The organism is Acinetobacter sp. 8I-beige (assembly GCF_902505955.1).
Taxonomy (GTDB): domain Bacteria; phylum Pseudomonadota; class Gammaproteobacteria; order Pseudomonadales; family Moraxellaceae; genus Acinetobacter; species Acinetobacter johnsonii.
This window is the reverse complement of sequence record NZ_LR732790.1, coordinates 710,002-735,963: the sequence shown is the minus strand read 5'-3', so window position 1 is coordinate 735,963 and position 25,962 is coordinate 710,002. Positions and strand designations below refer to the sequence as shown.

Here is a 25,962-nt window from a genome sequence, read left to right as displayed (position 1 = left end):
TCAAACCACCCAAGACTTGATCATAAAAAGCACCATTAGCTCCACTATGCACTTGTTTTGGTGCAACGCTAAAAACACTTAGAATCACTCAATTAAACTAAAGCTTTAACATTAAACTAATGATTTATAACAATTATAACCAAAGATAAATCAAATTGATTAGATTGGCATAGATTCTGCATTTTTGTATTCCATCATGTATACAAGTTGGAATGCAAAAAAATGAGTCAGAACAAATGCATTGGCTGGACACTTCAAGAATGGCAAACCGCTTATCTCAACCAAGATATTCATCTTGAAGATTTAATCGACTATGTAGCGCAATTACCACAACCTGATCATGCATGGATTTCAATTGCTACGACCGAAATACTTTCCCAACAAATTGAAGCCTTAAAGCAAAAAGCAGATCAAGCCACAGACCTCAGCAAAGAATTGCCTTTATACGGCATTCCGTTTGCAGTGAAAGATAACATCGATGTTACTGGTTTTGTCACCACGGCCGCATGCAAGGCCCTAACAACTGTTGCTACGCAAGATGCGGAAACCATTCGCCTGCTTAAAAATGCAGGGGCCATTGTTGTGGGAAAAACCAATTTAGACCAGTTCGCAACTGGGCTTGTCGGGACACGCTCTCCGTTTGGCGCGGTCAGTAACACGTTTAACGCTGACTATGTCAGTGGTGGCTCTAGCTCTGGTTCAGCCAGTGTTGTAGCTCGTGGCTTGGTGCCCTTAGCACTCGGAACAGATACTGCAGGCTCTGGCCGTGTTCCTGCTGCATTTAACAATATTATTGGACTAAAACCCACCAAAGGTCGTTTTTCAAATCGTGGTTTATTACCAGCTTGTAAAAGCTTGGACTGTATTTCAATTTTTGCATTAACGGTAACAGACGCCGACACCATTGCCCAAACGGTAGAACACTACGATGCGCTAGATAGCTATTCACGCCAACACCCCAAAACTACACCTGCGAAACTCTCGGCTAAACCACATTTTGCTATTCCCCAAAAACTGGAATTCTTTGATGATGACCAAGCTAAGTATGCCTTCCAACTGGCTGTAGAACAGTTAAAAGTTCTCGGTGCTGAAATTACTGAAATTGATTTTTCAGCGTTTGAACAATTGGCAGCCCAACTCTATCAAGGCTCATGGGTGGCAGAACGTACGGCGGCGGTTGCCGAATTATTGGCTCAGCAGCCCGAGGTTTTCGATCTGACAGTGCGCACAATCATTCAAAAAGGTCATGATTTTAGTGCAGTTGATGCCTATAACGCAGAGTACTTAAAGCAAGACTTAAGCCGAAAAATTCAAGATACTTTGGCTCAGTTTGATGCATTGATTGTTCCTACCTCTCCAACCATTCACACCCTTGCAGAAATGGAACAGTCACCGATTAGTCTGAACTCTGAGTTTGGGACTTATACCAATTTCACCAACCTCGCCGATTTAAGTGCTCTCGCCCTGCCTGCAGGTTTCCGCACCGACGGTTTACCTTTCGGCATCAGCCTAATTGCACCTGCATGGTATGACCAAGCCCTGATTGAATTTGGAAAAATTTGGCAGACGCATTTGAACTTAAAACTGGGGACCTTAGACCGCTATGCACCCATTCCAGTGCTGCAGAACTCAGTCTCTCCACATCATATCCGTGTTGCGGTGGTTGGGGCACACCTGACTGGAATGCCGCTGAACTTCCAATTGCTCACCCGTGATGCTGTGCTTGTGGAAACCACGCATACCGCTGAACACTATGCCCTATTTGCCCTGAATGGCACGATCCCGCCTAAACCCGGTCTAGCCCGAGTCGATGAACACGGTCAGCAGATCATTGTTGAACTGTGGGATGTACCGACCGCTCGCTTTGGAGAATTTGTCGCAGAGATTCCGACACCACTAGGCATGGGCAATGTCGAACTGGCAGACGGTCGATGGGTGAAAGGTTTCATTTGTGAACCTTATGGCTTAAACGATGCCGAAAACATCAGTCACTTTGGCGGTTGGCGCACCTATATCCAACACCGTAACAATTCAAAAGTAGAACAAGCTTAGTCAAATTTAGGAATTATAAAATGTTTAAAACTGTATTGATTGCAAACCGTGGCGAAATTGCCGTACGTGCAATTCGCACTTTAAAAAAACTGGGGATGACTAGTGTAGCGGTATATTCAGACAGTGACCGTTACGCACAACACGTCAAAGATGCGGACATTGCCATTGCCTTAGACGACTTAAAACCATCCGACACTTATTTAAGCATTGAAAAATTGATTCAAGCTGCACAAAAAACGGGGGCTGAAGCTATTTTTCCCGGCTATGGCTTTTTATCAGAAAGCGCTGAATTTGCAGAGGCTTGTGAGAAAAATAATATTGCCTTTATGGGACCAACCGCGACACAAATTTTAGAGTTTGGTTTAAAACACCGTGCACGTGAACTTGCGGCTGCTGCACAGGTTCCTATGACACCAGGGACAGGGTTACTTGAAAGCTTAGACGAAGCAATTTCAGCAGCAGCTAAGATTGGTTACCCTATCATGCTGAAAAGTACCGCAGGCGGTGGAGGCATTGGTCTCACCCGCTGTGATAATGAACAAGCCTTAATTGAAGCTTATGAAAGCGTCAAACGTTTAGGCGCACAATTTTTTAAAGATTCGGGCGTATTTTTAGAACGTTTTATTGACCGTGCACGCCATGTCGAAGTTCAGATCTTTGGCGATGGTCAAGGTCAAGTGGTTGCATTGGGCGAACGCGACTGTTCATTGCAACGTCGTAACCAAAAGGTGGTGGAAGAAACCCCAGCGGCTCATCTGCCCGAAGCTACACGCCAAAAACTTCACCAAGCGGCAGTTGAACTCGGCAAATCGGTCAATTACCGCAGTGCAGGTACTGTCGAATTTATTTATGATGCTGCACGCGATGAATTTTACTTCCTTGAAGTTAATACCCGACTTCAAGTGGAACACCCTGTCACTGAGATGGTGACGGGTTTAGACCTGATTGAATGCATGCTTAAAGTCGCTGCGGGCGATGCACTGGATTGGACTGCACTGAGCAATATCCAACCACAAGGTGCGGCGATTGAAGTGCGTATTTATGCAGAAGATCCAGTTAAAAACTTCCAACCCAGCCCTGGTGTACTGACCGAAGTTGTATTTCCAGACAATTGTCGTGTTGATACATGGGTTTCAACAGGAACAGAAATTTCGCAATATTTTGACCCGATGATTGCCAAAATCATCGTACATGCGGACACCCGTGCACAAGCCATTGAGCAACTAAAAAATGTACTCTCTCAAACTCGTTTAAATGGCATCAGCACCAATTTAGACTATGCACATAGCGTGATCTCTGATGAACGCTTTGCACAAATGCAAATCTGGACACGCTTGCTAGATGACTTTGACTACGTACCGAATGTGATTGAAGTACTCCAAGCTGGCACACAAAGCTCGATTCAGGACTTTCCGGGACGTGTTGGCTATTGGGATATCGGTGTACCACCATCGGGTCCTATGGATGACTATGCTTTTCAATTGGCCAATCAAATTGTGGGGAATGATGCTAGCGCAGCAGGCTTCGAGTTCACTCTTCAAGGCCCAAGCCTCAAGTTCCACCAAGACAGTGTGATTGCACTGACAGGTGCGCCATGCTCTGCGCAACTCGATGATAAGCCCGTGGACTTTTGGCAACCGATTCACATTTGCGCAGGTCAAGTACTCAGCTTAGGACAGGTCGAGTCTGGTTGTCGTAGCTATTTAGCAGTGCGTCATGGGCTCGATGTCCCCCTATATTTGGGCAGTCGTTCGACTTTTGCTTTAGGTAACTTTGGCGGGCATGCAGGACGTGTACTTCGTGCAGGTGACATGATCAAACTCGTCAACACAGCCCATCCAAATAGCGACACCCCTTTAGCCCCGCAAGAACCACAGGCTCTATCTCCTGCACTCATTCCAAGCTATGGCAAAGAGTGGAAAATTGGGGTGCTGTATGGACCACATGGCGCACCTGACTTTTTTAAACCCGAATATATTGAAGAGTTTTTTGCCTCCGAATGGAGCGTACACTTCAATTCCAACCGTCTAGGCATCCGACTATCAGGGCCAACACCAAGCTGGGCACGTGAAAATGGCGGTGAAGCAGGGCTCCACCCATCGAATGTTCATGACTGTGAATATGCCATTGGAGCGATTAACTTCACAGGTGACTTCCCTGTCATTTTGGCCAAAGATGGGCCAAGTCTAGGAGGTTTCGTTTGCCCTGTAACTATTGCCAAAGCTGAACTTTGGAAAGTGGGCCAGCTTAAAGCCGATGATAAAATCAGCTTTTATCCCTTAACAGTTGAACAAGCCAATGCCTTAGAACAACAACAAATTGAACGGATCGAAAACTTTACCGACGCGGCCCTTAATTCTGAGCTGCCAAGCAGTGACATTCTACCATCCGCGATTCTTGCCAGCTTAGAGACAACTGACATGTCTCCACGCACGGTATACCGCCAAGCGGGTGACAGCTATATCTTACTGGAGTACGGTGACAACGTTTTAGACTTGGCGCTACGCTTACGCGTTCATCAGCTAATGCAACTCATTCGCGCAGCCAATATTAAAGGTATATTAGAACTGTCGCCTGGTGTACGCTCGCTGCAAATCAAATACGATGGACTCACGCTTCTACAGCATCAATTAATCGAATTTCTACTCAAACTTGAACAGCAAATGGGAGATTTAAGCCAAATCAAGATTCCGTCACGGATCATTCATCTGCCGATGGCATTTGAAGACAGTGCAACTTTAGGTGCCGTTGAACGCTATCAAGAAAGTGTCTGTGCCAAAGCACCTTGGCTACCAAACAATGTCGATTTTATTCAACGCATAAATGGTTTATACAGCCGAGAGCAAGTTAAAGAAATTATTTTCAATGCCCATTACCTCATTTTAGGCCTTGGAGATGTTTATCTCACCGCCCCATGTGCAGTACCGATTGACCCACGCCATCGCCTATTAAGCTCGAAATATAACCCTGCCCGTACTTTTACCGCTGAAGGTACCGTAGGCATTGGCGGCATGTATATGTGTATCTACGGTATGGATTCGCCAGGAGGCTACCAACTGGTTGGCCGTACCCTCCCCATTTGGAATAAGTTTAAAAAGAACAAACAGTTTGGTGACAAAGAATGGTTCCTAAACTTCTTTGATCAAATCAAATACTTCCCCGTATCTGAGTCAGAGTTAGAGCAATGGCGTGCCGACTTTGAAAATGGTCAAGCACAAATTCAAATTGAAGACACTGAATTTGACTATGCAGCGTATTTACAACTGCTTGAAGATGAAAAAGACAGCATTGCCGAGTTTAAAGCACAGCAACAACAGGCTTTTAGCGCTGAAGTCGGCTTATGGAAAGAAAGCGCTGATCATCAAGAACATCTGATTGCAGAAGTACCTGATGAGACTGACTACAGCGCCTATGCAGCACTACATGCTTCGATGACCGGTAATATTTGGAAAATATTAGTGGAACAAGGTCAGATTGTGAAAAAAGGTGAAACCATTGCTATCATTGAAGCCATGAAAATGGAATTACCGGTGTACGCTGCGGATGATGGTACTGTCAAAGCCATTATTTGTCGGGCTGGACAAACCGTTCATAGCGGTGAGCCTTTGGTTTATATGGAATAACGCATGCCGAATATGACACGTGCAGGTTCAAGTTCAGACAATTTGTCTGAACTGGTTTACCAGCAAATAAAAAACGATATTTTTGATTTCAAATTGATGCCGGGTGAACGTTTTACCGAATCCGAAATCGCCTTGAACTATCAGGTCAGTCGTACGCCTACACGGCAAGCGCTATATCGTCTGCAACAAGAAGGCTATGTAGAAGTGGCATTTCGTAGTGGCTGGACTGTCCGTCCATTGAACTTGCAATACTACGATGAGCTGTATGAGCTACGCATCATGATTGAGCAGTACGCAATTCGAAAGTTATGCAGCAGTGCATCTCAGCCATCGAAGGAAATGAAACACCTACACAAAATTTGGATGGTTGCACCTGAGCAGTATCTGTCAAGTTTAAAAGCCATGGCGAAAATTGATGAAGATTTTCACTGTGCATTGGTTCGTGCCATTGGCAATCAAGAAATGATCAAAATTCACCAAGAAGTCAGTGAAAAAATTCGCATTATTCGTCGCCTCGATTTTTCAAAAACAGATCGGATTGAAGCCACCTATGCGGAGCATCAAGCCATTTTGAATTATATAGCACAGCAACAGACGGAGCTTGCCGTTGAAAAGATCAGTACTCACATTCAACAAAGTCGAGATGAGGTAAAAAAAATTACCTTAGGTATGCTCAGTCAGCATGCTGTTATGAAAGCAAGTCGCTAAGCACTCGATCAACATTCCACACTCAAATAAAAAAGGCGCTTCATGCGCCTTTTCTTCAACCTTTGGACTTAAGCAGGAATACGCAGGACTTGGCCTGGGAAAATATCATCTGCATCTTTCAATAGTGGACGATTGGCCTCAAAAATTTTATTGTACTGGTTGGCATCACCATAAAATGCTTTGGAAATTTTTGATAGATTATCGCCCGATTTAACCGTGTAGAACTTACTTTCAGGTTCAGGGCTAGCCACAGTGAGTTGATCATCGACTTGTGCCACATGGTCAATATTACCGACGGCTAAAACAATCTTTTCTTTATCAGCTTGAGTCTGAACTTGCCCTTTCACGGTCGCCAAATCCGTGGTGGAGTTATAGCTGACTGAAAGTCCCGTCACAGGTAAGCCCAATGCTTTGATATGACCCAATAACTTGTTGGCAATTTCTTGAGCAGATGGCTCTGCTGGTGTGCTTGGTGCGGCTTGAGACTCGGCTGCTGCTGTGTTTTTCTTACCAATTCCTTTAACAAAATCAAAAAGACCCATGTGTATGCTCCATCTTGTTATATCAGTGTTGTTATATTGAATGCTCAAAAATGAGACACCCTTTTTTATACCCAAAAAAGACAACAGATTTGGTAGCGAATGGTCACCTTAAGGTAAAGCTTTGTAAGTTACCCGTGTAAATAGCAGATTTTAAAGGTTAGTTAGGCACTTTGCGTTTTTTGAAAGGCATAAAAAAGCCACCCAAGTGGGTGGCTTTTCCATTCAGCAAAGCTGAAACAATATGGATTAACCTAGTTTCTTAGAAACGTAGTCAATTGCAGATTGTACAGTTGTGATTTCGTTAGAATCTTCATCTGGGATTGTGATGTCAAAGTCGTTTTCGAAAGACATAACAAGCTCAACAAGGTCTAAAGAGTCAGCACCTAAGTCATCCATGAAAGATGCTTCGTTTTTGATTTCTTCAGCCTTAAGACCAAGTTGTTCTGCAACTGCTTGCTTGATGCGTTGTTCGATATCGCTCACAGGAATTCTCCTCATTGCTTGTGGCGTTTTTAATGCCGTTAGTTTAATTGAATCTTTAAAATTTTGAAAGTTTATCCATCAGCCAATTAGCTCATGTATAGACCACCATTTACATGCATTACCGTACCAGTAATGTAATTTGCTTTGTCTGATGCCAAGAAGCTCACCGCATTTGCAATATCTTGTGGATCACCTAAACGGTTCAAGGCCACTTGATCGCTCATTTTTTTACGGATGTCTTCGCTTAATTGCTCAGTCATTTCTGTTGCAATAAAACCAGGCGCCACTGAGTTTACAGTGATTTGACGGCTGCCCATTTCTTTTGCAAGGCTACGGCTAAATGCTTCAATACCAGCTTTCGCTGCTGAATAGTTGGCCTGACCTGGATTAGCAAAATGCGCAACCACAGAACTAATATTAATAATTCGTCCAAAACGTGCTTTGGTCATCCCTTTTAAAACACGTTTCGACAAACGGTAAACTGCTTTTAAATGGATATTTAAAATGTCATCCCAGTCATCTTCTGACATACGAAGTAACAAATTATCTTTGGTAATCCCAGCATTGTTCACCAAAACCAACACAGGGCCATAGTTTTGTTCAATGTCAGTTACAAGCGCATCAATGGCAGCACCATCACGAACATCAAGCACTTTACCCGCACCGTGTTCACCGAAGCTTGCAGCAAGTTTTTCTGCACCCGACTCAGATGTCGCAGTACCCACAACAAAATAACCGTCTTGAATAAGTTGCTGAGCGATGGCAGCACCAATCCCTCGACTTGCACCTGTCACGAGTGCAATTTTGCGTTCCTGTGTCATGCAATTTTTCCTTCAGCCACTAAAATGGCATTTAGTGCATCTTCCAAGCGTGATTTACTATCGAGTGGAAATGCTTTTTCAATATTAGGTAGACGTTTTGCCAAGTTTGCCAAAACATTGCCTGGACCACACTCTGCAACATATTGGATCCCTTGATCCTGAATAAACTGCATGGTTTTGGTCCACTGTACAGACTCATATAGCTGAGCTGTAAGTGCTTGGCGGACTTGTGCTACATCTGTAGCAATTTCCGCGCCCACATTTTGTATTACAGGTATGCTAGGCAGCTCAATGGCAGTTTGTTCCAAAGCTTCTGCGAACTGTTCTGCAGCAGGCTTCATCAATGAACAATGCGATGGAACAGAAACTGGGAGTGCAATCGCTTTGCCGCTGTTTTCTTTGGCTAAAGCCATGACTGCTTCAACTGCTGCTTTTTCACCAGCAATTACCACTTGACCTTGAGCATTGTAGTTAGCCGCTTCAACTGAACCTTCAGCTGGACTCGAAACTTGTTGGCATAAAGCAACAACTTGCGCATCATCTAAACCTAAGATGGCTGCCATTGCGCCCTTACCTTGAGGTACAGCACTTTGCATTAACTTGCCACGCAAGTTTACTAGCTTGACTGCATCGCCTAAGCTTAGGCTTCCTGCTGCAACCAGCGCACTGTATTCACCAAGTGAGTGTCCTGCCAAATACTTCGGTGCAACACCACCAAGCTCTAACCATACACGCCACAAAGCAATGCTGGCAGTTAACAATACTGGTTGGGTAAATTCAGTTTGGTCTAAACCTTCACCAGATTGTGCAATGTGCCACAAATCGAATCCAACCGCTTTAGAGGCTTCTGCAAATGTTGCTTCAACACTGGCAAATTGTTCTGCCAATTCAGCCAACATACCCACCTTTTGTGAACCCTGACCGGGAAATACAAAAGCTGTTTTTGTTGCCTGAGCGACTTGATCAAGTTGTTTCGCAGACATAAAAAAGTCCTTTCTTGTCTTTGCTCTCGTTTATGGAGCGAAAATTTAACACTTAATTTAGGTCGATGTAATTGCCAAATACAACAAAAACAGCAGCGATAAAAATTCGACAACAAAAAAAGGGAGCTTTACGCTCCCCTTTTTTCGACTAAGCTTTAAGCTTAATGCTTCGACAATTATTCAGCAGATGCTTTAGCGAATAATTGACGACCACGGTAGATACCATCTTTAGATACATGGTGACGACGGTGAATCTCGCCAGTAGCTTGGTCTACAGTTAATGCATTCTCGGTTAAAGCGTCATGTGAACGGCGCATGTCACGGCGAGAGCGACTTTTACGGTTTTGCTGAACGGCCATGATGGCTCCTTACAAATCGAAAAATATGGATCAGAACAAATTCAGTTGTCTTATACGGAAGAGTATAACACAAAAATTAGTTAAGTTTACCCTTCAAACTTGCCAAAACATCAAACGGATTATCCCGCTTTTCTTCAACAAGTTCTTCAACGGCAGGTTGGTGCTTATGTTCACAAGCATCATGCTTAGCAGACAAAGGCATCAACAATAACAATTCATCTTCTATCAGAGACAGTAAATCAGCCGTCGCAGGCGCATCATAGCTACCTTTCGTCGTTGCTTCACTTTCACCTAAGACGATGAAATCAGCATCCTCATCCAAGCGCTCTATCAGTGACTCATCATCCACTAGAGCTAGATGAAAATCTGAAACGAGTTCAATGTTTACCGTGCCTAAACAGCGCTGGCATTCCATTGGAACGTTCGTTTCAACGTGACCATCTAGCCATACAATACGATGATACGCATCCATTGATAGCTTACAGTCTATGTTAATCAATTGATCATCAATTGATCCAACAGCTTCACGGGCTATACGAGCAAAGCGAGACAATGGCAGTGTTCCTGACCATGTAAAGCCTTGTTCGGCCCATTTAAACGGCTCAATCTGTGCCGGAAAGGTATTTGCTGACATAATTAAGGCGGCAATTCTACAAATTCATCAGTACTCTGTCAAAGATTAAGATACAATTTTGTACTTATTTAGACAGACCATTTGGGTAACTTAAGTCATGCATCTGTTGCAGCCGCAAACAGAAGTGAGTATTTCATCACTTGTGAGCACAATTTCAACTGTCGATTCTGACATTTCAAACCGCCAAGTGCAACTCTCGACGTGGGAGAATTTGTGTACAGAAGCAGAACAAGTTGATTGGCTCATCTTACACTTTAATCGTTGGTTTTCCCACCTGAATGTCAACTTGGTTAAAGGTGACTTTGAACCTGAATATTTTCCCGCGATAGACAGCGCCCCTGCACGCATCCAATTTGCCCATGGTTTTTTTAATAGTGCCTTGCATGAAATCAGCCATTGGAGCATCGCAGGAGACCAACGCCGTCTACTCCCCGACTTAGGCTACTGGTATGCACCCGATGGTCGTACGGCTGAGCAACAAGCTTTATTTGAACAGGTTGAAATTAAACCGCAAGCCATTGAATGGTTATTTTCCACAGCTTTTGGTCGGAAGTTCCGTGTTTCCTTAGACAATCTGACTGGTGAAGGGGGTGACGGCAACCGCTTCAAAGACCATGTTTTCGCTCAAGTTCAGGCTTATTTTTCAGGACAAGCCCAATTACCGCGCGATGCAAAACACTTCATTAACTGTATTTGCTTATGTACTCGTGCTGGCAAAACATTACAGAGCAATGAATTTCAAAGAGAAATGCTCGACTAAATTTAGCACGATTCACATTTTGGTCATTGAACATCACTGAGATAAAGCGCGATAATGTTGAAAAAACCATCAGGAGATAAAAACGATGCTTCATTTAAGAGTCCATCCTGATAACCCTCAAGCACGCTCAATCAGCCAAGCTGTAGAACGGATTCGCGCAGGCGATGTAGTGGTGTACCCGACCGATGCTGCTTATGCTATTGGCTGCCAGATTGGGAATAAAAATGCCATGGAGCGGATTGCTCAAATTCGCGGCCTTGGGGCCAAACATCAATATGCCATCATTTGTGCAGATCTGTCCGATATTGCCACTTATGCCAAAGTGGACAATGCTATGTATCGTTTACTGAAAAACAATACACCAGCCGTGACCACGTTCATTTTGCCTGCAACCAGTGAAGTTCCAAAACGCTTGATGCATCCAAAGAAGAAAACCATTGGTTTACGCATTCCAAGTAACCCAGTGTGCCAAATGTTACTCAAAGAGTTAGGCGAGCCGCTACTAACCAGTACTTTAATCCTGCCGAATCAGGAAGAACCGCTGGATGATCCCTATGACATTGAAATGCAACTTTCAAAACGAATTGATGTGTTTATCGACAGCGGGCTGGGCACATTAAGCACCACCAGTATTGTTGATTTATCAGGTGATCACCCTGAAGTGATTCGCCGTGGGCTTGGCGATGTCAGCGCATTTGAGTGATGCGCTGCATTTATTCGCTAGGGAAACTGAATCTCACATTCTCAAGAGATCAACATGACCCTGTTTACGGTTTTGCTCAATCTGAATCAATTTCCCGAGCAACATAGTTTATATGTGCAGCGTCCCTGGACGCTTGAGTCTGAGACTTTGGTGCAAAGCCCGAGTTCAATCAACTGCATTATGCGGGAAAAGAATCTGTACAGCTATTTTCTGCCGATCGCGACCATCCAACAATACTTTAAATATCTTGAACCCAAAAATCTCTGCCTACAAGACAACTGTCAGCGCATCATTGAATTTGCGCTACAAGCACCTGAGTAAATTGTGGATGAATCTTTTCCTTGGCGTCAACTGACGCATTTATTCATATGTTGGACGCACTTTACATCCCTAGGCTTTCAAATCAGTACACATCAATAAAAATTAAAGCACTTCACCTGTGCGGCTTTATCGCTCACAACCGATGTTACTGCAAAGAGCCATCTTCATTTTAAAGTGCGGAAAAAACAGCCTAGTCCATTCTTTTGAGTGGTTCATCTTCCGAAGCAGTTTGCTACTGTACGGCCAGAACATCAAACATATTTCGCCGTACATTGACGATGGATCGTCATGGGCATGAAAAACAGCCACATCATAATCAAATCAATAAGGACAAAAAATGCCGAACCAAGGGAATATAACAAGATTAGGCCTGTTTGCAGTTTCAACTACTCCAGTGCATCTAAGCCAATCCATTACATTCAATTTACCCCAAACAACTATCTCAGCTTCATTTAAATCGAGCCTACAACAGGCTGTATGAAATAAGGAAAAGTTGTGAAAGCCTCATGTCTGGAGCTCTAAATCAATCGGAATACCCAAACATCTAAGCCTTTTTCTTCTGTAAGTCTTTTCTTTCTACTTCGCATTTTCGCGCATTTTTTTCAAAACTAAATACGGTTTTTCAACACCACAACAAGGAAACTTTTAATAAGGGATTGTATATGAACAAGAATAGACCATTAAACTCAATACCGAAACCACTGACACGCATCCTCACCTTGGTCGCAGCTATTACAGCATCACATGTCGCTTTAGCCACACCTGAAACCCAAAGTACAGCACCTCAAGCCCTCAATCAGACAGGCTTGGTCTTACCCTAACCCACACCCACATTTAAAGGGGTGATTAAAGAAACCTTTGAAGGCTCTAAACAAGATTTCCCTCAACCTGTAAAAGCATCTAAAGACGCACCCAATGTGGTGGTGATTTTGTTAGATGACTTGGGCTTTGGACAAGCTGGCACCTTTGGGGGGCCTGTACCGACGCCTGAAATGGATGAGCTTGCAGACGATGGGGTGATTTTCAATCGTTTTCATACCACAGGGATTAGCTCTCCAACACGTGCAGCGCTTTTAACGGGACAAAACCCACATCAAGTTGGAGCGGGAACCATTACCGAACTTTCAACAGGTTATCCGGGATATAACACGATATGGCCCAAGGAAAGTGCCAGTGTGGCCAGAATCCTTAAAGACAATGGTTATGCCACTGCGGCATTTGGTAAATGGCACAACACCCCTGACTGGGAAACATCCCCAGTTGGACCTTTTGAACGCTGGCCAACAGGTCTCGGTTTCGAATATTTTTATGGCTTTTTTGGTGGTGAATCGAGCCAATGGGAACCACAGCTGATCCGCGGGGTGACACCCGTTGAACCCACTAAACGACCAGAGCAAGGCTATAACCTGAATGTTGACTTGGTTGATGATGCAATTGGTTGGATCAATCGTCAAGGCTCAGTCTCTCCAGATAAGCCGTATTTTGTCTATATGGCACCCGGTGCCGTCCATGCACCACTGCATGTCAATCAAGAATGGATTGATAAGTTTCAAGGCCAGTTCAACCAAGGTTGGGACAAAGTCCGTGAAGAAACCTTGGCCCGTCAGAAGAAATTGGGCATTGTTCCTAAAAATACCGACTTGACACCTCGCCCAGACAGTATTCAAGCTTGGGCTGCTCTGAGTGCAGATGAGAAGCGCTTGTTTGCAAAACATCAAGAAGTCTTTGCAGGTTTCCTCGCACAAACAGATCATGAAATGGGACGTTTGATTAAAGCCATCAAGAAACTTCCTGATGCAGACAATACCCTCATTATTTTTATTGCGGGGGATAATGGTGCCAGTGCTGAAGGGACGTTAACGGGTACTATCAATAACCTAATGACTCAAAATGGTTTTCCAGATACCGTTGAAAATCAATTAAAACATATTGATGAAATTGGCGGACCTAAACACGAAAACCAATATCCTGTCGGTTGGGCATGGGCTGGCTCGTCTCCATTTCAATGGATGAAACGCGTCCCTTCTCACTTCAGGGGAACACGCAATGGCATGATCGTTTCTTGGCCTGCAAAAATTAGAGCCACGCATGCGATCCATAACCAATTCCATCATGTTTCCGACATCACCCCAACCATTTTAGAAGCAGCCAATATTCCGCAGCCCAACTTAGTAGATGGTGTAAAACAAACACCAATGTCTGGCATTAGCATGGCATACAGTTTCAATGATGCAAAAGCCAAAGATCAGCGTCATACCCAATACTTTGAAACGGGTGGACATAGAGCCATCTATCAAGACGGTTGGGTTGCCTCATCCTTCCATGGCGTACCGTGGAAGCTCAGTGGCTCTTTAGGCTTTAAAGATAGTCCGTGGGAACTATACAATATCAAACAGGACTTTTCCCAAGCGCATGACCTAGCAGCCAAAGAGCCTCAACGCTTAGCAGAAATGCAGAAGCTATTCGACCAAGAAGCAGGCAAATATGGCGTTTATCCGTTAGATGACCGTTTTGTGGAACGTGCCTTTAATCCAGAACGGCCTTCTTCAGTTCGTGGCCGAAAGCAATTCACCTATTCAGCAGGAACCACGCGTCTGCCTGAAGGCAGTGCACCACCCATGTATCAGCGCTCGCATAGTATTAAGGCTGACATTGTCATTCCTAAAAACGGTGCCAATGGTGTAATTGTGGCTGAAGGTGGTTCAGGTGGTGGCTTCTCTTTGTATTTGGAAAATGGCATACCTGTGTACGAATACAACTTCTTTGCCCAATCGTATTATCGGATTGCTTCCACCAAAGCATTAGCACCAGGGAAACACAGCATCGTCGTAGACTATCAACAAACTCCGCGTGAAGGTCGACATGGTATTGGCGGACCCGTGACCATCAGCGTCAATGGCGAGACGGTTGCCCAAGGTCAGGTTGAAAAAGTGGTTCCTTACCGCTTCTCAGCAACTGAAACCTTCGACATCGGGATGGACTTAGGCTCAACCGTTTCACCTCGCTACAATGAAAAAGCGCCGTATGCATTCACAGGTCAAATCGATACCGTCACAATCGATTTAAAAGACTAAATATTTTTAAACACGACGATCTGAGATTGATCAATACCCCAAAATTTGAGACTTCAAAGTCTCTGAAGTTGGAGCCGCGCTGAAATACTTTCTTCGTATTTCAGCGCTTTTCTTTAAGGTATTCATCCAATGCCTATTTTGTAGACTGCTTTTGAGATTCATAATGCCGCACTATGCAGCCCCATCTAGCTACTTACAATAAATCGATTATTTTTCAAACCACAGGACTAGGCCCTAAGTACGTCATGTTCTCTTAAACCCAACCCATTTCTGCAGATTTAGCCACGACATCAGTAGATAAAAAGCATCACAAAAATAAATACTCTCTATTTATTTACAGCTTTTTTTGTTATTTGGTCGGTGAAATCATGTATTCACGCCGCAATTTGTTTTACACTAAGCCCTATTAAAATTATGTATTTTTTAAATCGCCTCTACTTTTTCTCCTTAAGTACTGATTCGAAAAAACATAATCATGCCTTTGAAAATTCGCGTGGCCAATAACTGTAATGAATCAATCCGTCCATAATGCCATGGAAGATCTTCCACAAATCCGTGTTATGGATGAGTGGCATGACTCCATCCCCGAGGATTTATATATTCCTCCAGCTGCATTTGAAATTCTTTTAGAGCATTTTGAAGGACCACTCGACTTTCTGATTTACCTGATTCAAAAAAACGGCTTCGACTTATTACAGTTAGATATTGCCCCGATTGCAGCGCAATACCTGTCTTATATGGATGCCATGAAGTCGCTGAACATTGAACTGACAGCAGACTATATGGTGATGGCCGCACTATTGGCTGACTTAAAGTCACGTTTACTGTTGCCAAAAGCACCCAATGCAATCCAAATTGAAAAAGACCCAAAACAAGAGCTGATTGACCGTTTAGAAACTTATCTACGTATTAAACAAGCGGCTGAACGCTTGGGGCAAATGCCTATATTAGAGCGAGACACCTTCTCAACCAATGTCAGCTTAGGCCAAACTCTGGATAATAATGATGGTCATGATGTGCAACAGCTGCGTGATGCACTGTTCTGCGTGTTTAACCGACCTGAGCCGATCACCCACCAAATTGCACAAGAACCGGTTTTACTTGAAGAGCGTATGGCTTTTATTGAAAGCAAAGTCGCTTCAGGTGAAGTTTTAGTTTTTGAATCTTTGCTGCGTCCCATCCAAGGTCGTATGGGCATGGTCGTGACGTTTATGGCCATTTTAGAGTTAACCCGTCAGCAACGTATTCAAATTGTGAGTTCAGGTGTTGAAGCACCGCTTTCGATACAAGGAGTCAAAAAATAATGTTAGAACAAACCGCTCCTGTAACGAATGAAGATAACTTGCATGAAGTACTAATGCAGTTAGAAGCGATTATTTTTGCCAGTGATGCGCCTGTTTCACTTGCACGATTGAAGGAATCGTTCCAAAATCAATATAGCAAACAAGATTTACGCCAGTTTTTACAACAGCTTGTCATGTTACAACATGGTCGTTCGATTGAACTGATTGAAACTGCTCAAGGTTTTCGTTTTCAGGTTCGAGCAAAATACCGTCAAATGGTTGCACAAACGTGGCCAGAGCGACCAACTCGTCTCTCGCCATCGCTACTCGAAATGTTGGCCGTGGTTGCTTATCATCAACCCGTCACTCGAGCAGATATAGAACAAATTCGAGGAGTCTCAAATAACAGTCAACTGTTACGAACGTTATTTGATTGGAACTGGATTAAAGAATCTGGTTTTCGTGAACTCCCAGGAAGACCTGCGTTGTTAGTTACGACGCCCCAATTTTTAAATGCATTTGGCCTAAATTCTTTAGGTCAGTTGCCTCCCCTGCAGGATGCCAAGGAAGCTTTTATGGCGCTCGATGCGAATGCACCGAAGTCGTAAATAGGTGAACTGTTGATGATAATTTCTAAGGTTATGCTGTCATGAGTGAAAAGTTGCAAAAGGTACTCGCACGAGTTGGTTTGGGTTCTCGCCGTTATATGGAAGAAGTCATTGCCGCTGGTCGTGTGAGTGTCAACGGCCAAGTTGCCCAAGTAGGCGAACGTATTGAACCAGGTGATGAGCTTCGCATCGATGGTCGTAAAGTATCGTTCCAAATTGAAGATGAAATTCGTCGTCGTGTTCTGATTTACTATAAACCAGAAGGCGAAATTTGTTCACGTAACGACCCTGAGTCACGTCCAACGGTATTTGATCAATTACCTGCAATCGCGAATGATCGCTGGGTGATGGTAGGACGTCTAGATATTAACTCAACAGGTCTACTGTTGTTCACAAATGATGGCGAACTCGCGAATCGCTTGATGCACCCATCAAATGAAGTTGAACGTGAGTATGCTGTACGCGTTATGGGTGAAGTGACGCCTCAAATTAAGAACAACATGCTCAAAGGTGTGGTGTTAGATGATGGCCCAGCGAAGTTTGAGTCATTCTCTGAAATTGGCGGTGAAGGGATTAACCGTTGGTATCAAGTGGTGGTAAAAGAAGGTCGTAACCGCGAAGTACGTCGTATTTTTGAATCGCAAGGTTTAAAAGTCAGCCGTCTACTCCGTACACGTTATGGCACGGTTATTTTACCGCGTGAATTACGTACGGGTCGTTGGATGGAGTTGGACAAAAACGACATCGACAACTTAACCAAAGCGGTTGAGCTAAAACCACGCCAAGGCACAGGTTTGTACGGCATGGCAAAACGTCGTACTGAACGTATGCAAGAAAAACCTATGGCTGCACGTCGTGGTGGTTTCTTACGTCAACAGCGCCGTGACAATGAAGATGAAGGCCAACAACAAGCGAAGCCAGCCTTCAATCGTGAACGCCGTGAAAATCCAAATGGACATAGCCAGCGTCGTCAGGACAATGCACAAACAGGTTATGGTCAACGTGAACCACGCCAAAACTCAGGCTATGCACAACGTGACAGCCGTCCAGAGAACTTTGGCAACAAAGGCACCTATGGTCAACGCGACACGCGTGATGAAAATGCACCACGTAAACCTTTTGGAAATAAAGGCTTTAAGAAGTTTTAATTTTTAAAGTCAAAATTTGAGCCACTTTCGAGTGGCTCTTTTTATATGTATTTACTCTGCACAATAAGTCCTCTTTCTGTTCTAGATCAGAAAAAAGCTGCAAGCTCCTCATAAAAAATGCCCAATCTATTGAGCGTTTTTATTATTAAAACAACAGCCACCCATTCATGACACACTTTGCGGAATAGCGCTGAGTAAGCGTTTGGTATATTCATGCTGTGGAGACTGGTACAAGTCATCCGAATTGGCTATTTCCACCAAATCACCATGGTTCATGACCATGATTTGATCTGAAATATATTTCACCACTGATAAATCATGTGAAATAAAGATATAACTCAGTCCAAATTCATCCTGTAAATCTTGCAGCAAATTCAGTACTTGGGCTTGTACCGAAACATCCAAGGCTGAAACAGACTCATCACAAATCAAAATTTCAGGTTTTAAGGTTAAGCAGCGGGCAATGGCAATACGTTGACGCTGTCCGCCTGAAAACTCATGCGGATAACGATAAAAAGCCTGTGCAGGTAAGCTCACGCGTTCTAACAAGTCCAAAGCCATCTGTTTACGTTCAGCATCATTCGCGCCGATATGATGCACCTGCATCGGTTCCATTAAAATCTGCCCGACAGTAAAACGAGGATTGAGCGATGCATAGGGATTTTGGAAAATGATTTGAATCTTGCGTTGATACCGAGCAAACTCTTTTTCTGACATGGCCAAAATATCTTGACCTTCAAACAGCGCTTTACCCCCTGTTGCCTCCTGTAAGCGCATCAGCAATAATCCGATGGTCGTTTTCCCCGAACCAGACTCACCCACCAAGCCCAAAGTCTTGCCTTTTGCCAGTTGGAAACTCACGCCTTTGACCGCTTGAAACTCCTCTTTGCCAAATAATCCTTTACGACTATAAAATGACTTTTTAAGGTCATGCACATCTAAAATGATCTCTTCTTGGCCAGTTAAGCCGCGAGATCTTTGTTGAAGTGACTCGACATCGATGGTATGCGTCTCAATATAGTCATCACCCTTTTGCTGCATGAAATCACTGATCATGGGCAAACGCATGGGACGTTTGGACAATTGTGGACGACAGTGCAGCAAAGCTTTGGTATAGACATCTTGAGGGTGTTCAAGCACATCTTTAACCCAGCCTTGTTCACGAATTTGACCATGCCGCATTACGATTACCTGATCGGCAATTTGCCCGACCAAAGCCAAATCATGGGTAATAAACAGCATCGACATTTGATGCTTCTTCCGCAACGACTCCAGCAAATCTAAAATTTGCTTTTGAATGGTGACATCCAGCGCTGTCGTCGGTTCATCGGCAATCAATAGTTTGGGTTTACACGCAATTGCCATAGCAATCATGACGCGCTGCTGCTGCCCACCCGACAATTGCCCTGGATAAGCATCAATCTTGGTTTCAGGAGATGGAATTCCAACTTCTATCAAGAGTTCCAAAGCACGTGCACGCGCCTGCTTACGACTCATGCCCAAGTGTAACTGCAAAATTTCTGCAATTTGTGAACCCACCGTAAACACAGGATTTAAGGATGACATCGGTTCCTGAAAAATCATGGCAATATCTTTACCGCACTTTTTCCGCATTTCACGGCGTGGTAAATCGAGTAGGTTTTGCCCCTCAAACAAAATTTTACTGTCCGAAGCAATTTGACTGCTTTCAGGAGGTAGTAGTCCCATAGTCGCTAGCGATGTGACCGACTTCCCACTGCCTGACTCCCCAACCAATGCCACAGTGGTATTCACTGGAATACTAAAACTGATGCCTTTGACCATTTCAATGTACTGCTTTTCTTCATTTTTAAAGCTGACACGCAAGTTTTCCACCTGAAGTAAGGCTGGCGCTGTCATATGATTAAGTTCAGACATTCTCATGCTCCTATTTCAGTTTTGGGTCTAATGCATCACGCAGTGCATCGGTAAACATTGAAAATGCAGTGACCAGAATAGCCATCGCCACAGAAGCGGCCGCTAACTGCCACCACTTACCTAAAATCAACTCACTTTGTGCTTCATTCAACATGCTGCCCCATGACACCACACCGACAGGGACACCAAAACCAAGGAAGCTCAAAATCACTTCTGACTTAATAAAGGCCACCACCAAAATTGACATTTGAACCAGTGCGATATGACTGACATTGGGAAATATATGCACAAAAATACGTCGGCTATGACTCACCCCAATTGCTTTTGCCGCCAACACATATTCCCGCGAAGTATGCTTCATATATTCGGCACGAATTAAACGATATACTCCCGTCCACCCCGTTAAACCCAAAATCAAAACAATCGATAAAACGCCTTTTTGTTGCAGTACCGCAGCAATCGCTAGCACCAAAAGCAAATAAGGAATTGAGGTAAAAATGTTATAAAACCAGTTCAAGACATCATCGACCCAGCCACCAAAGTAGCCCGAAATAGCACCTAAAACTGTACCAATCACCACGGCAAGAAAAGCTGCGACCAAGCCAACAATAATTGATGTTTCTGCACCTTTAATGGTTTTCAGTAAAACACTTTGTCCCCATTTGTCGGCACCTAAAACCAAGCTTTGCTTGAGTTCCGCTTGCTGATCCAGCAAATGACCATCTAGCGCTTGATCAATCGCTCTCATATCTTCGGCTAAAGGATCAACAACCCCATAGTAATCAATAGTACCACCTACACCCTGTTCAGCAGCAATTTCTGTGTTGAGCTCACGAATCACATCTTTTAAAGGATCAACAGGGTTCTCAGGCACAGCCGCTTCGACTTTTCGTGTTTCACTTTGCGTAGCAGGTATCGCTGCTGCACCGATAAACGTAGGCGGTGCATAACTCACAGCGACTTCTTTATTCCAGTTTTTTGCAATCAATCCTGTAGATGATAAAATTAACAGCACCAAATAAAAAAGTACGATTAGGAGAGAAAACATGGCGATTCGATCGCGTTTTAAGCGGCGCATGGCGAGTTGCCATAGTCCTGTAGACGCTGTTGTAGGTTCAGCAGTATCTGGTTTTCTTTTAGTAAGAACACTGAGCATAATTCACCTACTTCAACTGTACACGTGGATCGACCCATTTATAAATCAAATCGGCAATCAAGTTGAAAAACATCGTTGCGAGGGCAACGTACACGGTAATGGCTTTAATTACGGGAAAATCACTACGCTCTACCGCAATAATTACTTCACGACCAATGCCCGGGATACCAAAGAAACGCTCAATCAAAAATGCACCAATCAACAAAGCAGGTAAACTTGCCATCACGTCTGTAATAATCGGGATTGAGGCATTACGTAGCACATGCACGCCTAAAATGCGCCGTTCACCAATCCCTTTGGCACGTGCAGTACGAACATAGTCTTGATTGACTTCATCCAAAACAAAACTACGATACAACCGTAAAGTCGGGGCAATACTGACCACTAACATGATCAGAATGGGCAATAAAGCATATTTAAACAGGTTCTCACTAAAGCTATCGCTCCAGCCTTGGACTGGAAACCAGCTCAGCTGATAGGCAAAGACATACTGAAAAACAATGATATACACCAAGATACTGATCGACATGCCAATCGTACACAGCATCATCACCATACGATCTGTTAAACTGCCACGCACCGCTGCCACTGCCAAAGCCAAAATAATAGAAATAATGGTTTGTAAGATCGTCAGTGGAATGAGCAAAGTCAGTGAAGGCCCAAGTCGTGTCATGATGATTTGCGATACTGACTCTCCTGTACTCCAACTCAGCCCGTAATCAAATGTCAAAATCTGCTTAATGAAAATCCACAGTTGCACATAATAGGGCTGATCGACCCCAAGCTGCTGTCGGATATTTTCAATCTGTTCAGGGTTCGACATTTTCCCTGCCAAAATATAGGCAGGATCACCACCGACCCAGTTAAACAAGAAGAAAATCAGCAAAACCACCCCAAGCATGGTCGGGATCATTTGCCAAATTCGACGAATAATATATGCCAGCATAAAAATGCCCCTTATTTCACCCGTTGACCGGTAATTTCATCGAAAAAGGCTCTGTTATCAGGTTCACGACCCAAAAAGTCTTTGACCAATGCTTGGGCAGGTTTTTGACCACCTTGGGACAAAATGGTTTGACGATAGTGCTGCCCCACTTCAGGGTTATTTAAGTTATCACCAAAGGCTGAAAGCATGTCCAACGCCATCACTTCTGACCACATATAGCCGTAATAACCGACTTGATAACCACCCATGATGTGACCAAACTGCCCCGGAAACTCGGTGATTGGAACATAGCCCAAGGCCATTGCCCCTTCCATTTTTTCCCAAACCTTTAAGGGCTGAACCTCTCGTGCATCACTACCATGTAGCGCCATGTCATACTGTGCATACAACGTCTGACGTGCATAATGCAAACCACGCCCATAACTATGCACGGCATTGAGTTTAGTAATCAGCGCATCATCCACGCGTGGACAGCCAGGTTTACAGTAATCTGCCACCTTTGACAAAGTCTCTTTACGTCGTGCCCATTCCTCATACATTTGTGACGGTGCTTCAACAAAGTCTCGCTCAACCGAAGTTCCTGACTGAGACGAAAAGCGTGTGTTGGATAAAATGCCATGCAACGCATGACCAAACTCATGTACAAAAGTTTCTAACTCATCGCTATTTAAACCATTGCGGTTAAAGTTAGTGACCAGTGCTGAAATCGGTTTACGTCCAGTTAGGCTACTGCCGCCATAAACACCCCACACAGCAGCATGTCCATATTTACCTTTACGTGGAAATTTATCCATATATAAGCCGCCGAGCAGTTGCCCTGTTTTGGCATCGGTCACATCATAATATTCCACTTCATCTTGCCAAACCTCGACTTTGGCAGGCTTAAACTTGATGCCATACAGGTTTTCAGAAATGGCAAATAGCCAGTCTTGAGAGGCTTGCGTTGGGAAATACTGACGCAGTTGCTCTTGATCGACCTGATACTTGGCTTTGCGTAATTTTTCACTCCAATATGCTTCGCTCCAACGCTCAATACTGGCTTTCTCAACAGGGATATTTAAACTTTGCGCTTTAAACTCACGTAGAGTTTGGACTTCCTTTTTCTCTAGGGGTGCTACGGTAGCATGTACCTCTGCCAAGAATTTATTCACGGTTTCAGGCGTTTTCGCCATCCGGCTTTGCAGTACCCATTCGGCATAACTGGACTTGCCAAACAGTTGTGCTAACTCATAACGTAAGTCCATCGCTTGCTTCAGCAGCGCCAGATTTTTCTCGCCGCCACGTCGGGTAAATGCAATTTGATAACGCTTACGTGCATCATCATTATCTGCCAACTCCATAAACGGACGATAATCGGGATACTCAAACCCGAGTAGATAATTACCCTTGTCATTTTTCTTTAAGCCATCGATATAACTTTGTGGCAGGCCTTTTAGCTCATCAGGGCTAAATTCGAGTTTTTCAGGATTATCACGGACATTACGCGCATACTCTTGTTCAATTTTTGCCAGTTCATCAAAAATCACTTTTAAGCGTGCTTGTTTATCTGCTGAAAGCTGTATCCCTGTTTTTTCAAAACCCTCCAAAATATCTTCACGGAACTTGGCTTCAATTGGATCAGCAATTTTTATTTTCTTAATTTGTTGATATAGCTTTGGATTCTGATACACATCGGTTTGGAATTGGCTAATTTTAATTTCACAGTCTTCAGCCGCTTTACGCAGTGCTTCATCAGGGTCAACATTGCTATACAGACCAATCGGGCCGTAAAAATCTTCAAATGATGCAAAAATACGATCCCATTCAGCCAATACAGGCGCTGCTGCCGTTTCGTTTTTAAGGGGCTTATTTTCAAACGTTTTAAGTTGCTTTTTCACATCCGCAATTTTGGCATTACACATTGCAGGGATGTCTTTGGCTTGAAAGCTGGGTAATGTTTGGCGCGGTGCTGTTTCCGCCAAAGCCATCTGACTCATCCCTAGGCCCAACATGCACAATGCGGTGAATTTAAAATGTTGCTTTTTCATCATGACTCCAGTTTTGTTTAATTTCTATTTCTTCAAATCAATATCGATATACATCCACTCCGCCGGCAGTATGGGATGCTTTTTAAAACCAATTACACGCGGTTGTGCCAAGATATTGCGGTAACGCGCCCCAATCACTTGTACAGGCATATACACTTCCAGCAAACGTGACATTTTGGCGTAGATTACATCGCGCTCTGGACTCGGTATCATCTTTTGGGCTTGTTCATATAGGCGGTCATATTCAGGAATTTTGGCGCAGCCATTGTTAGTAATCTTGATGTTCTTGCCATAAAACAGCTGCATAAAGTTATCTGCATCTGGGTAGTCTGCAATCCATGCCGATGTCTTAAACATGGTTTTACATTGTTTTTCTAATTTCAAAGCCTCAGCAAAAGGCATCGACTTGGTGGTCATTCTGATTTTGATACTGTCTAAAGTTTTCTTCCAAAACTCGGCCTGTTGTTGACTGCGTAAATTATTGCCCGAAAGCGTCATCTCAATCACCAAAGGTTTCCCATTCGGCTGAGTACGCCAACCATCTGCAGCTACTTTATAGTGATAACGATCTAACAATAAATTTGCCGCTTTGACTGAGTAAGGAATACTGCTTCGATAATTGGGATCATAGCCCACCACACCACTTGGAATCGGTGCTTGCAGTTTTTGCGAATCGCCTTTTTGTAAAATATTGATGTAGTTATCGGCTGAAAACGCCATCGCCATGGCACGGCGCAGAGCAATTTTATATTTACTTAAGCCGCCGACCACTGGGTTTTGCATATTCCAATAATGATAGTCAATCGAAGGATCGGTAATCCGTGACAGCTGTACGCCTTTCTTGACCAATTCCGGTTTTAGTTTTCCATCTTGCAAGGCTTGAACCGTCAACTCACCATCTAAGGCAAACAAATCCACTTCATCTTTAATAAAGGACAACCAGCGTGATTGCCCCTCTTCCATTACCTGAATATCAATCTCGCCAATTTGCGGCATCTTTTTGCCTTGCATGGCTTTGACGATCTTTTGATCCTCAGGCGTACTGGCCTTAAAGTTCCAAACAAAACTTCGGAAATCAGGATTGGCCTTTAAAATAATCCGCGAACCCGGCGTCCAACGACTGAGCATATACGGCCCCGTTCCTATTGGATGCCCCATCACAAAACCCGCTTTGTCACGATATTTTTCGATGACTTCCCGTGCAACTGCACCTGCAGGCTGATGCGCAAGCAACATTGGAAAGTTCTGATCTGGGCTAGTCAGGCGAATAACCAAGGTATAACGGTCTGGTGTTTGCAAGCCCGCGACAGATTGGTCGTAATTGAATTTTCCCGTTTTCTGCGCCTGTTTCAGCAAAGCCTCCATCCCTAAGATTCGCCCATCGAGCAGCCAACTGTTGGGTGAATGCAAGCTCGGATCCAGTAAACGCTTAAAGGTATATACATAATCGGCCGAAGTCAGCTCACGCTTTTTACCTTTAAACACGGGGTCAGCAGCAAAATAAATCCCCTTTTGCAAACGAATGGTATAGGTCAATCCATCCGCGCTCACCTCGGGTAAAGCCACAGCTGTTCGTGGTACCAATTTCGCAGGTGAGGCCAAATAATCATAGGTAAACAACGTTTCAAAAATCGATCCATTAACATGGGCCGAGTACAAGTCATGCACGCCCGCAGGGTCAAAGCCTGTTTCAGCCACAGGAAAAACATAACGTAAAACTTTTTTCGGGTCGGCAGGGCTTTGTGCAAAACTGGAAACTGAACTGCTCAGCAGAATGCTGCCTGCCAAAATTCCCAAACCCCATCGTTTCAATGTCTGATTTAGATCTCTCATTA

General features: G+C 44.0%; 21 protein-coding genes and 1 pseudogene. 11 read left to right on the top strand and 11 right to left on the bottom strand.

What is annotated here, in order from left to right:
- Positions 1 to 222: 222 nt before the first annotated feature.
- Genes atzF through GVX98_RS03505 form a run of 3 tightly spaced genes read left to right on the top strand, consistent with a single transcriptional unit; the run spans position 223 to position 6,383 of the window.
- Positions 223 to 2,052, top strand: coding sequence for an allophanate hydrolase (gene atzF, locus GVX98_RS03515; RefSeq protein WP_159127274.1), 1,830 nt, complete (start codon positions 223 to 225; stop codon positions 2,050 to 2,052).
- Positions 2,053 to 2,072: 20 nt separating this feature from the next.
- Positions 2,073 to 5,675 (top strand): urea carboxylase, encoded by a 3,603-nt coding sequence (uca, locus tag GVX98_RS03510; RefSeq protein WP_159127273.1) that lies wholly within the window; start codon positions 2,073 to 2,075, stop codon positions 5,673 to 5,675.
- A gap of 3 nt (positions 5,676 to 5,678) precedes the next feature.
- Positions 5,679 to 6,383, top strand: a complete 705-nt coding sequence (locus tag GVX98_RS03505) for a GntR family transcriptional regulator (RefSeq protein ID WP_159127272.1) — start codon at positions 5,679 to 5,681, stop codon at positions 6,381 to 6,383.
- 68 nt (positions 6,384 to 6,451) lie between these two features.
- Here GVX98_RS03505 and lysM read toward each other — a convergent pair whose 3' ends face one another.
- The 6 genes from lysM to GVX98_RS03475 form a co-directional block, all read right to left on the bottom strand.
- Positions 6,452 to 6,925 (bottom strand): peptidoglycan-binding protein LysM, encoded by a 474-nt coding sequence (lysM, locus tag GVX98_RS03500; RefSeq protein WP_159127271.1) that lies wholly within the window; start codon positions 6,923 to 6,925, stop codon positions 6,452 to 6,454.
- A gap of 246 nt (positions 6,926 to 7,171) precedes the next feature.
- Positions 7,172 to 7,408: an acyl carrier protein gene (gene acpP, locus GVX98_RS03495; RefSeq protein WP_004695351.1), complete on the bottom strand. Its 237-nt coding sequence runs from the start codon at positions 7,406 to 7,408 to the stop codon at positions 7,172 to 7,174.
- Between the two features lie 86 nt (positions 7,409 to 7,494).
- Entirely contained in the window at positions 7,495 to 8,229 is a 735-nt protein-coding gene (gene fabG, locus GVX98_RS03490; protein WP_004695350.1) for a 3-oxoacyl-ACP reductase FabG, read from the bottom strand.
- The gene (gene fabD, locus GVX98_RS03485) at positions 8,226 to 9,212 is read right to left on the bottom strand and encodes an ACP S-malonyltransferase (RefSeq protein WP_159127270.1); all 987 of its coding nucleotides are present in this window, start codon (positions 9,210 to 9,212) and stop codon (positions 8,226 to 8,228) included. Before fabD ends, fabG begins: the two co-directional genes overlap by 4 nt.
- Before the next feature lie 176 nt (positions 9,213 to 9,388).
- Positions 9,389 to 9,571: a 50S ribosomal protein L32 gene (rpmF, locus tag GVX98_RS03480; RefSeq protein ID WP_004695348.1), complete on the bottom strand. Its 183-nt coding sequence runs from the start codon at positions 9,569 to 9,571 to the stop codon at positions 9,389 to 9,391.
- 76 nt (positions 9,572 to 9,647) lie between these two features.
- The gene (locus tag GVX98_RS03475; protein ID WP_004982945.1) at positions 9,648 to 10,205 is read right to left on the bottom strand and encodes a DUF177 domain-containing protein; all 558 of its coding nucleotides are present in this window, start codon (positions 10,203 to 10,205) and stop codon (positions 9,648 to 9,650) included.
- A 97-nt stretch (positions 10,206 to 10,302) separates the two neighbouring features.
- On the opposite strand from GVX98_RS03475, the gene GVX98_RS03470 reads away from it, so the two are divergent.
- The 8 genes and pseudogenes from GVX98_RS03470 to rluB form a co-directional block, all read left to right on the top strand.
- Positions 10,303 to 10,965 (top strand): elongation factor P hydroxylase, encoded by a 663-nt coding sequence (locus GVX98_RS03470; protein WP_159127269.1) that lies wholly within the window; start codon positions 10,303 to 10,305, stop codon positions 10,963 to 10,965.
- An 85-nt stretch (positions 10,966 to 11,050) separates the two neighbouring features.
- Positions 11,051 to 11,668, top strand: coding sequence for an L-threonylcarbamoyladenylate synthase (locus GVX98_RS03465; RefSeq protein WP_004695345.1), 618 nt, complete (start codon positions 11,051 to 11,053; stop codon positions 11,666 to 11,668).
- Between the two features lie 54 nt (positions 11,669 to 11,722).
- On the top strand, positions 11,723 to 11,989 hold the full coding sequence (locus GVX98_RS03460; RefSeq protein ID WP_004982949.1) for a hypothetical protein: 267 nt from the start codon (positions 11,723 to 11,725) through the stop codon (positions 11,987 to 11,989).
- Between the two features lie 662 nt (positions 11,990 to 12,651).
- Positions 12,652 to 12,810 (top strand): hypothetical protein, encoded by a 159-nt coding sequence (locus GVX98_RS16850; RefSeq protein WP_228716258.1) that lies wholly within the window; start codon positions 12,652 to 12,654, stop codon positions 12,808 to 12,810.
- A gap of 21 nt (positions 12,811 to 12,831) precedes the next feature.
- The gene (locus tag GVX98_RS03455) at positions 12,832 to 15,063 is read left to right on the top strand and encodes a sulfatase-like hydrolase/transferase (protein ID WP_228716257.1); all 2,232 of its coding nucleotides are present in this window, start codon (positions 12,832 to 12,834) and stop codon (positions 15,061 to 15,063) included.
- A gap of 509 nt (positions 15,064 to 15,572) precedes the next feature.
- On the top strand, positions 15,573 to 16,367 hold the full coding sequence (locus GVX98_RS03450; RefSeq protein WP_005400316.1) for a ScpA family protein: 795 nt from the start codon (positions 15,573 to 15,575) through the stop codon (positions 16,365 to 16,367).
- Positions 16,367 to 16,954: an SMC-Scp complex subunit ScpB gene (scpB, locus tag GVX98_RS03445; RefSeq protein WP_159127268.1), complete on the top strand. Its 588-nt coding sequence runs from the start codon at positions 16,367 to 16,369 to the stop codon at positions 16,952 to 16,954. The genes GVX98_RS03450 and scpB overlap by 1 nt, the downstream gene beginning before the upstream one ends.
- A 41-nt stretch (positions 16,955 to 16,995) precedes the next feature.
- A pseudogene (gene rluB, locus GVX98_RS03440) lies at positions 16,996 to 17,847 on the top strand (23S rRNA pseudouridine(2605) synthase RluB); the annotation flags it as partial.
- A 420-nt stretch (positions 17,848 to 18,267) separates the two neighbouring features.
- Here rluB and GVX98_RS03435 read toward each other — a convergent pair.
- Genes GVX98_RS03435 through GVX98_RS03415 form a run of 5 tightly spaced genes read right to left on the bottom strand, consistent with a single transcriptional unit; the run spans position 18,268 to position 25,960 of the window.
- Positions 18,268 to 19,998, bottom strand: a complete 1,731-nt coding sequence (locus tag GVX98_RS03435; protein WP_159127267.1) for an ABC transporter ATP-binding protein — start codon at positions 19,996 to 19,998, stop codon at positions 18,268 to 18,270.
- Positions 19,999 to 20,008: 10 nt separating this feature from the next.
- Positions 20,009 to 21,154, bottom strand: coding sequence for an ABC transporter permease (locus GVX98_RS03430; RefSeq protein WP_159127266.1), 1,146 nt, complete (start codon positions 21,152 to 21,154; stop codon positions 20,009 to 20,011).
- A 7-nt stretch (positions 21,155 to 21,161) separates the two neighbouring features.
- Positions 21,162 to 22,100 (bottom strand): ABC transporter permease, encoded by a 939-nt coding sequence (locus tag GVX98_RS03425; RefSeq protein WP_159127265.1) that lies wholly within the window; start codon positions 22,098 to 22,100, stop codon positions 21,162 to 21,164.
- Between the two features lie 11 nt (positions 22,101 to 22,111).
- On the bottom strand, positions 22,112 to 24,127 hold the full coding sequence (locus GVX98_RS03420) for a M3 family metallopeptidase (protein WP_159127264.1): 2,016 nt from the start codon (positions 24,125 to 24,127) through the stop codon (positions 22,112 to 22,114).
- A gap of 24 nt (positions 24,128 to 24,151) precedes the next feature.
- Entirely contained in the window at positions 24,152 to 25,960 is a 1,809-nt protein-coding gene (locus tag GVX98_RS03415) for an ABC transporter substrate-binding protein (RefSeq protein ID WP_159127263.1), read from the bottom strand.
- Between the last annotated feature and the right edge of the window lie 2 nt (positions 25,961 to 25,962).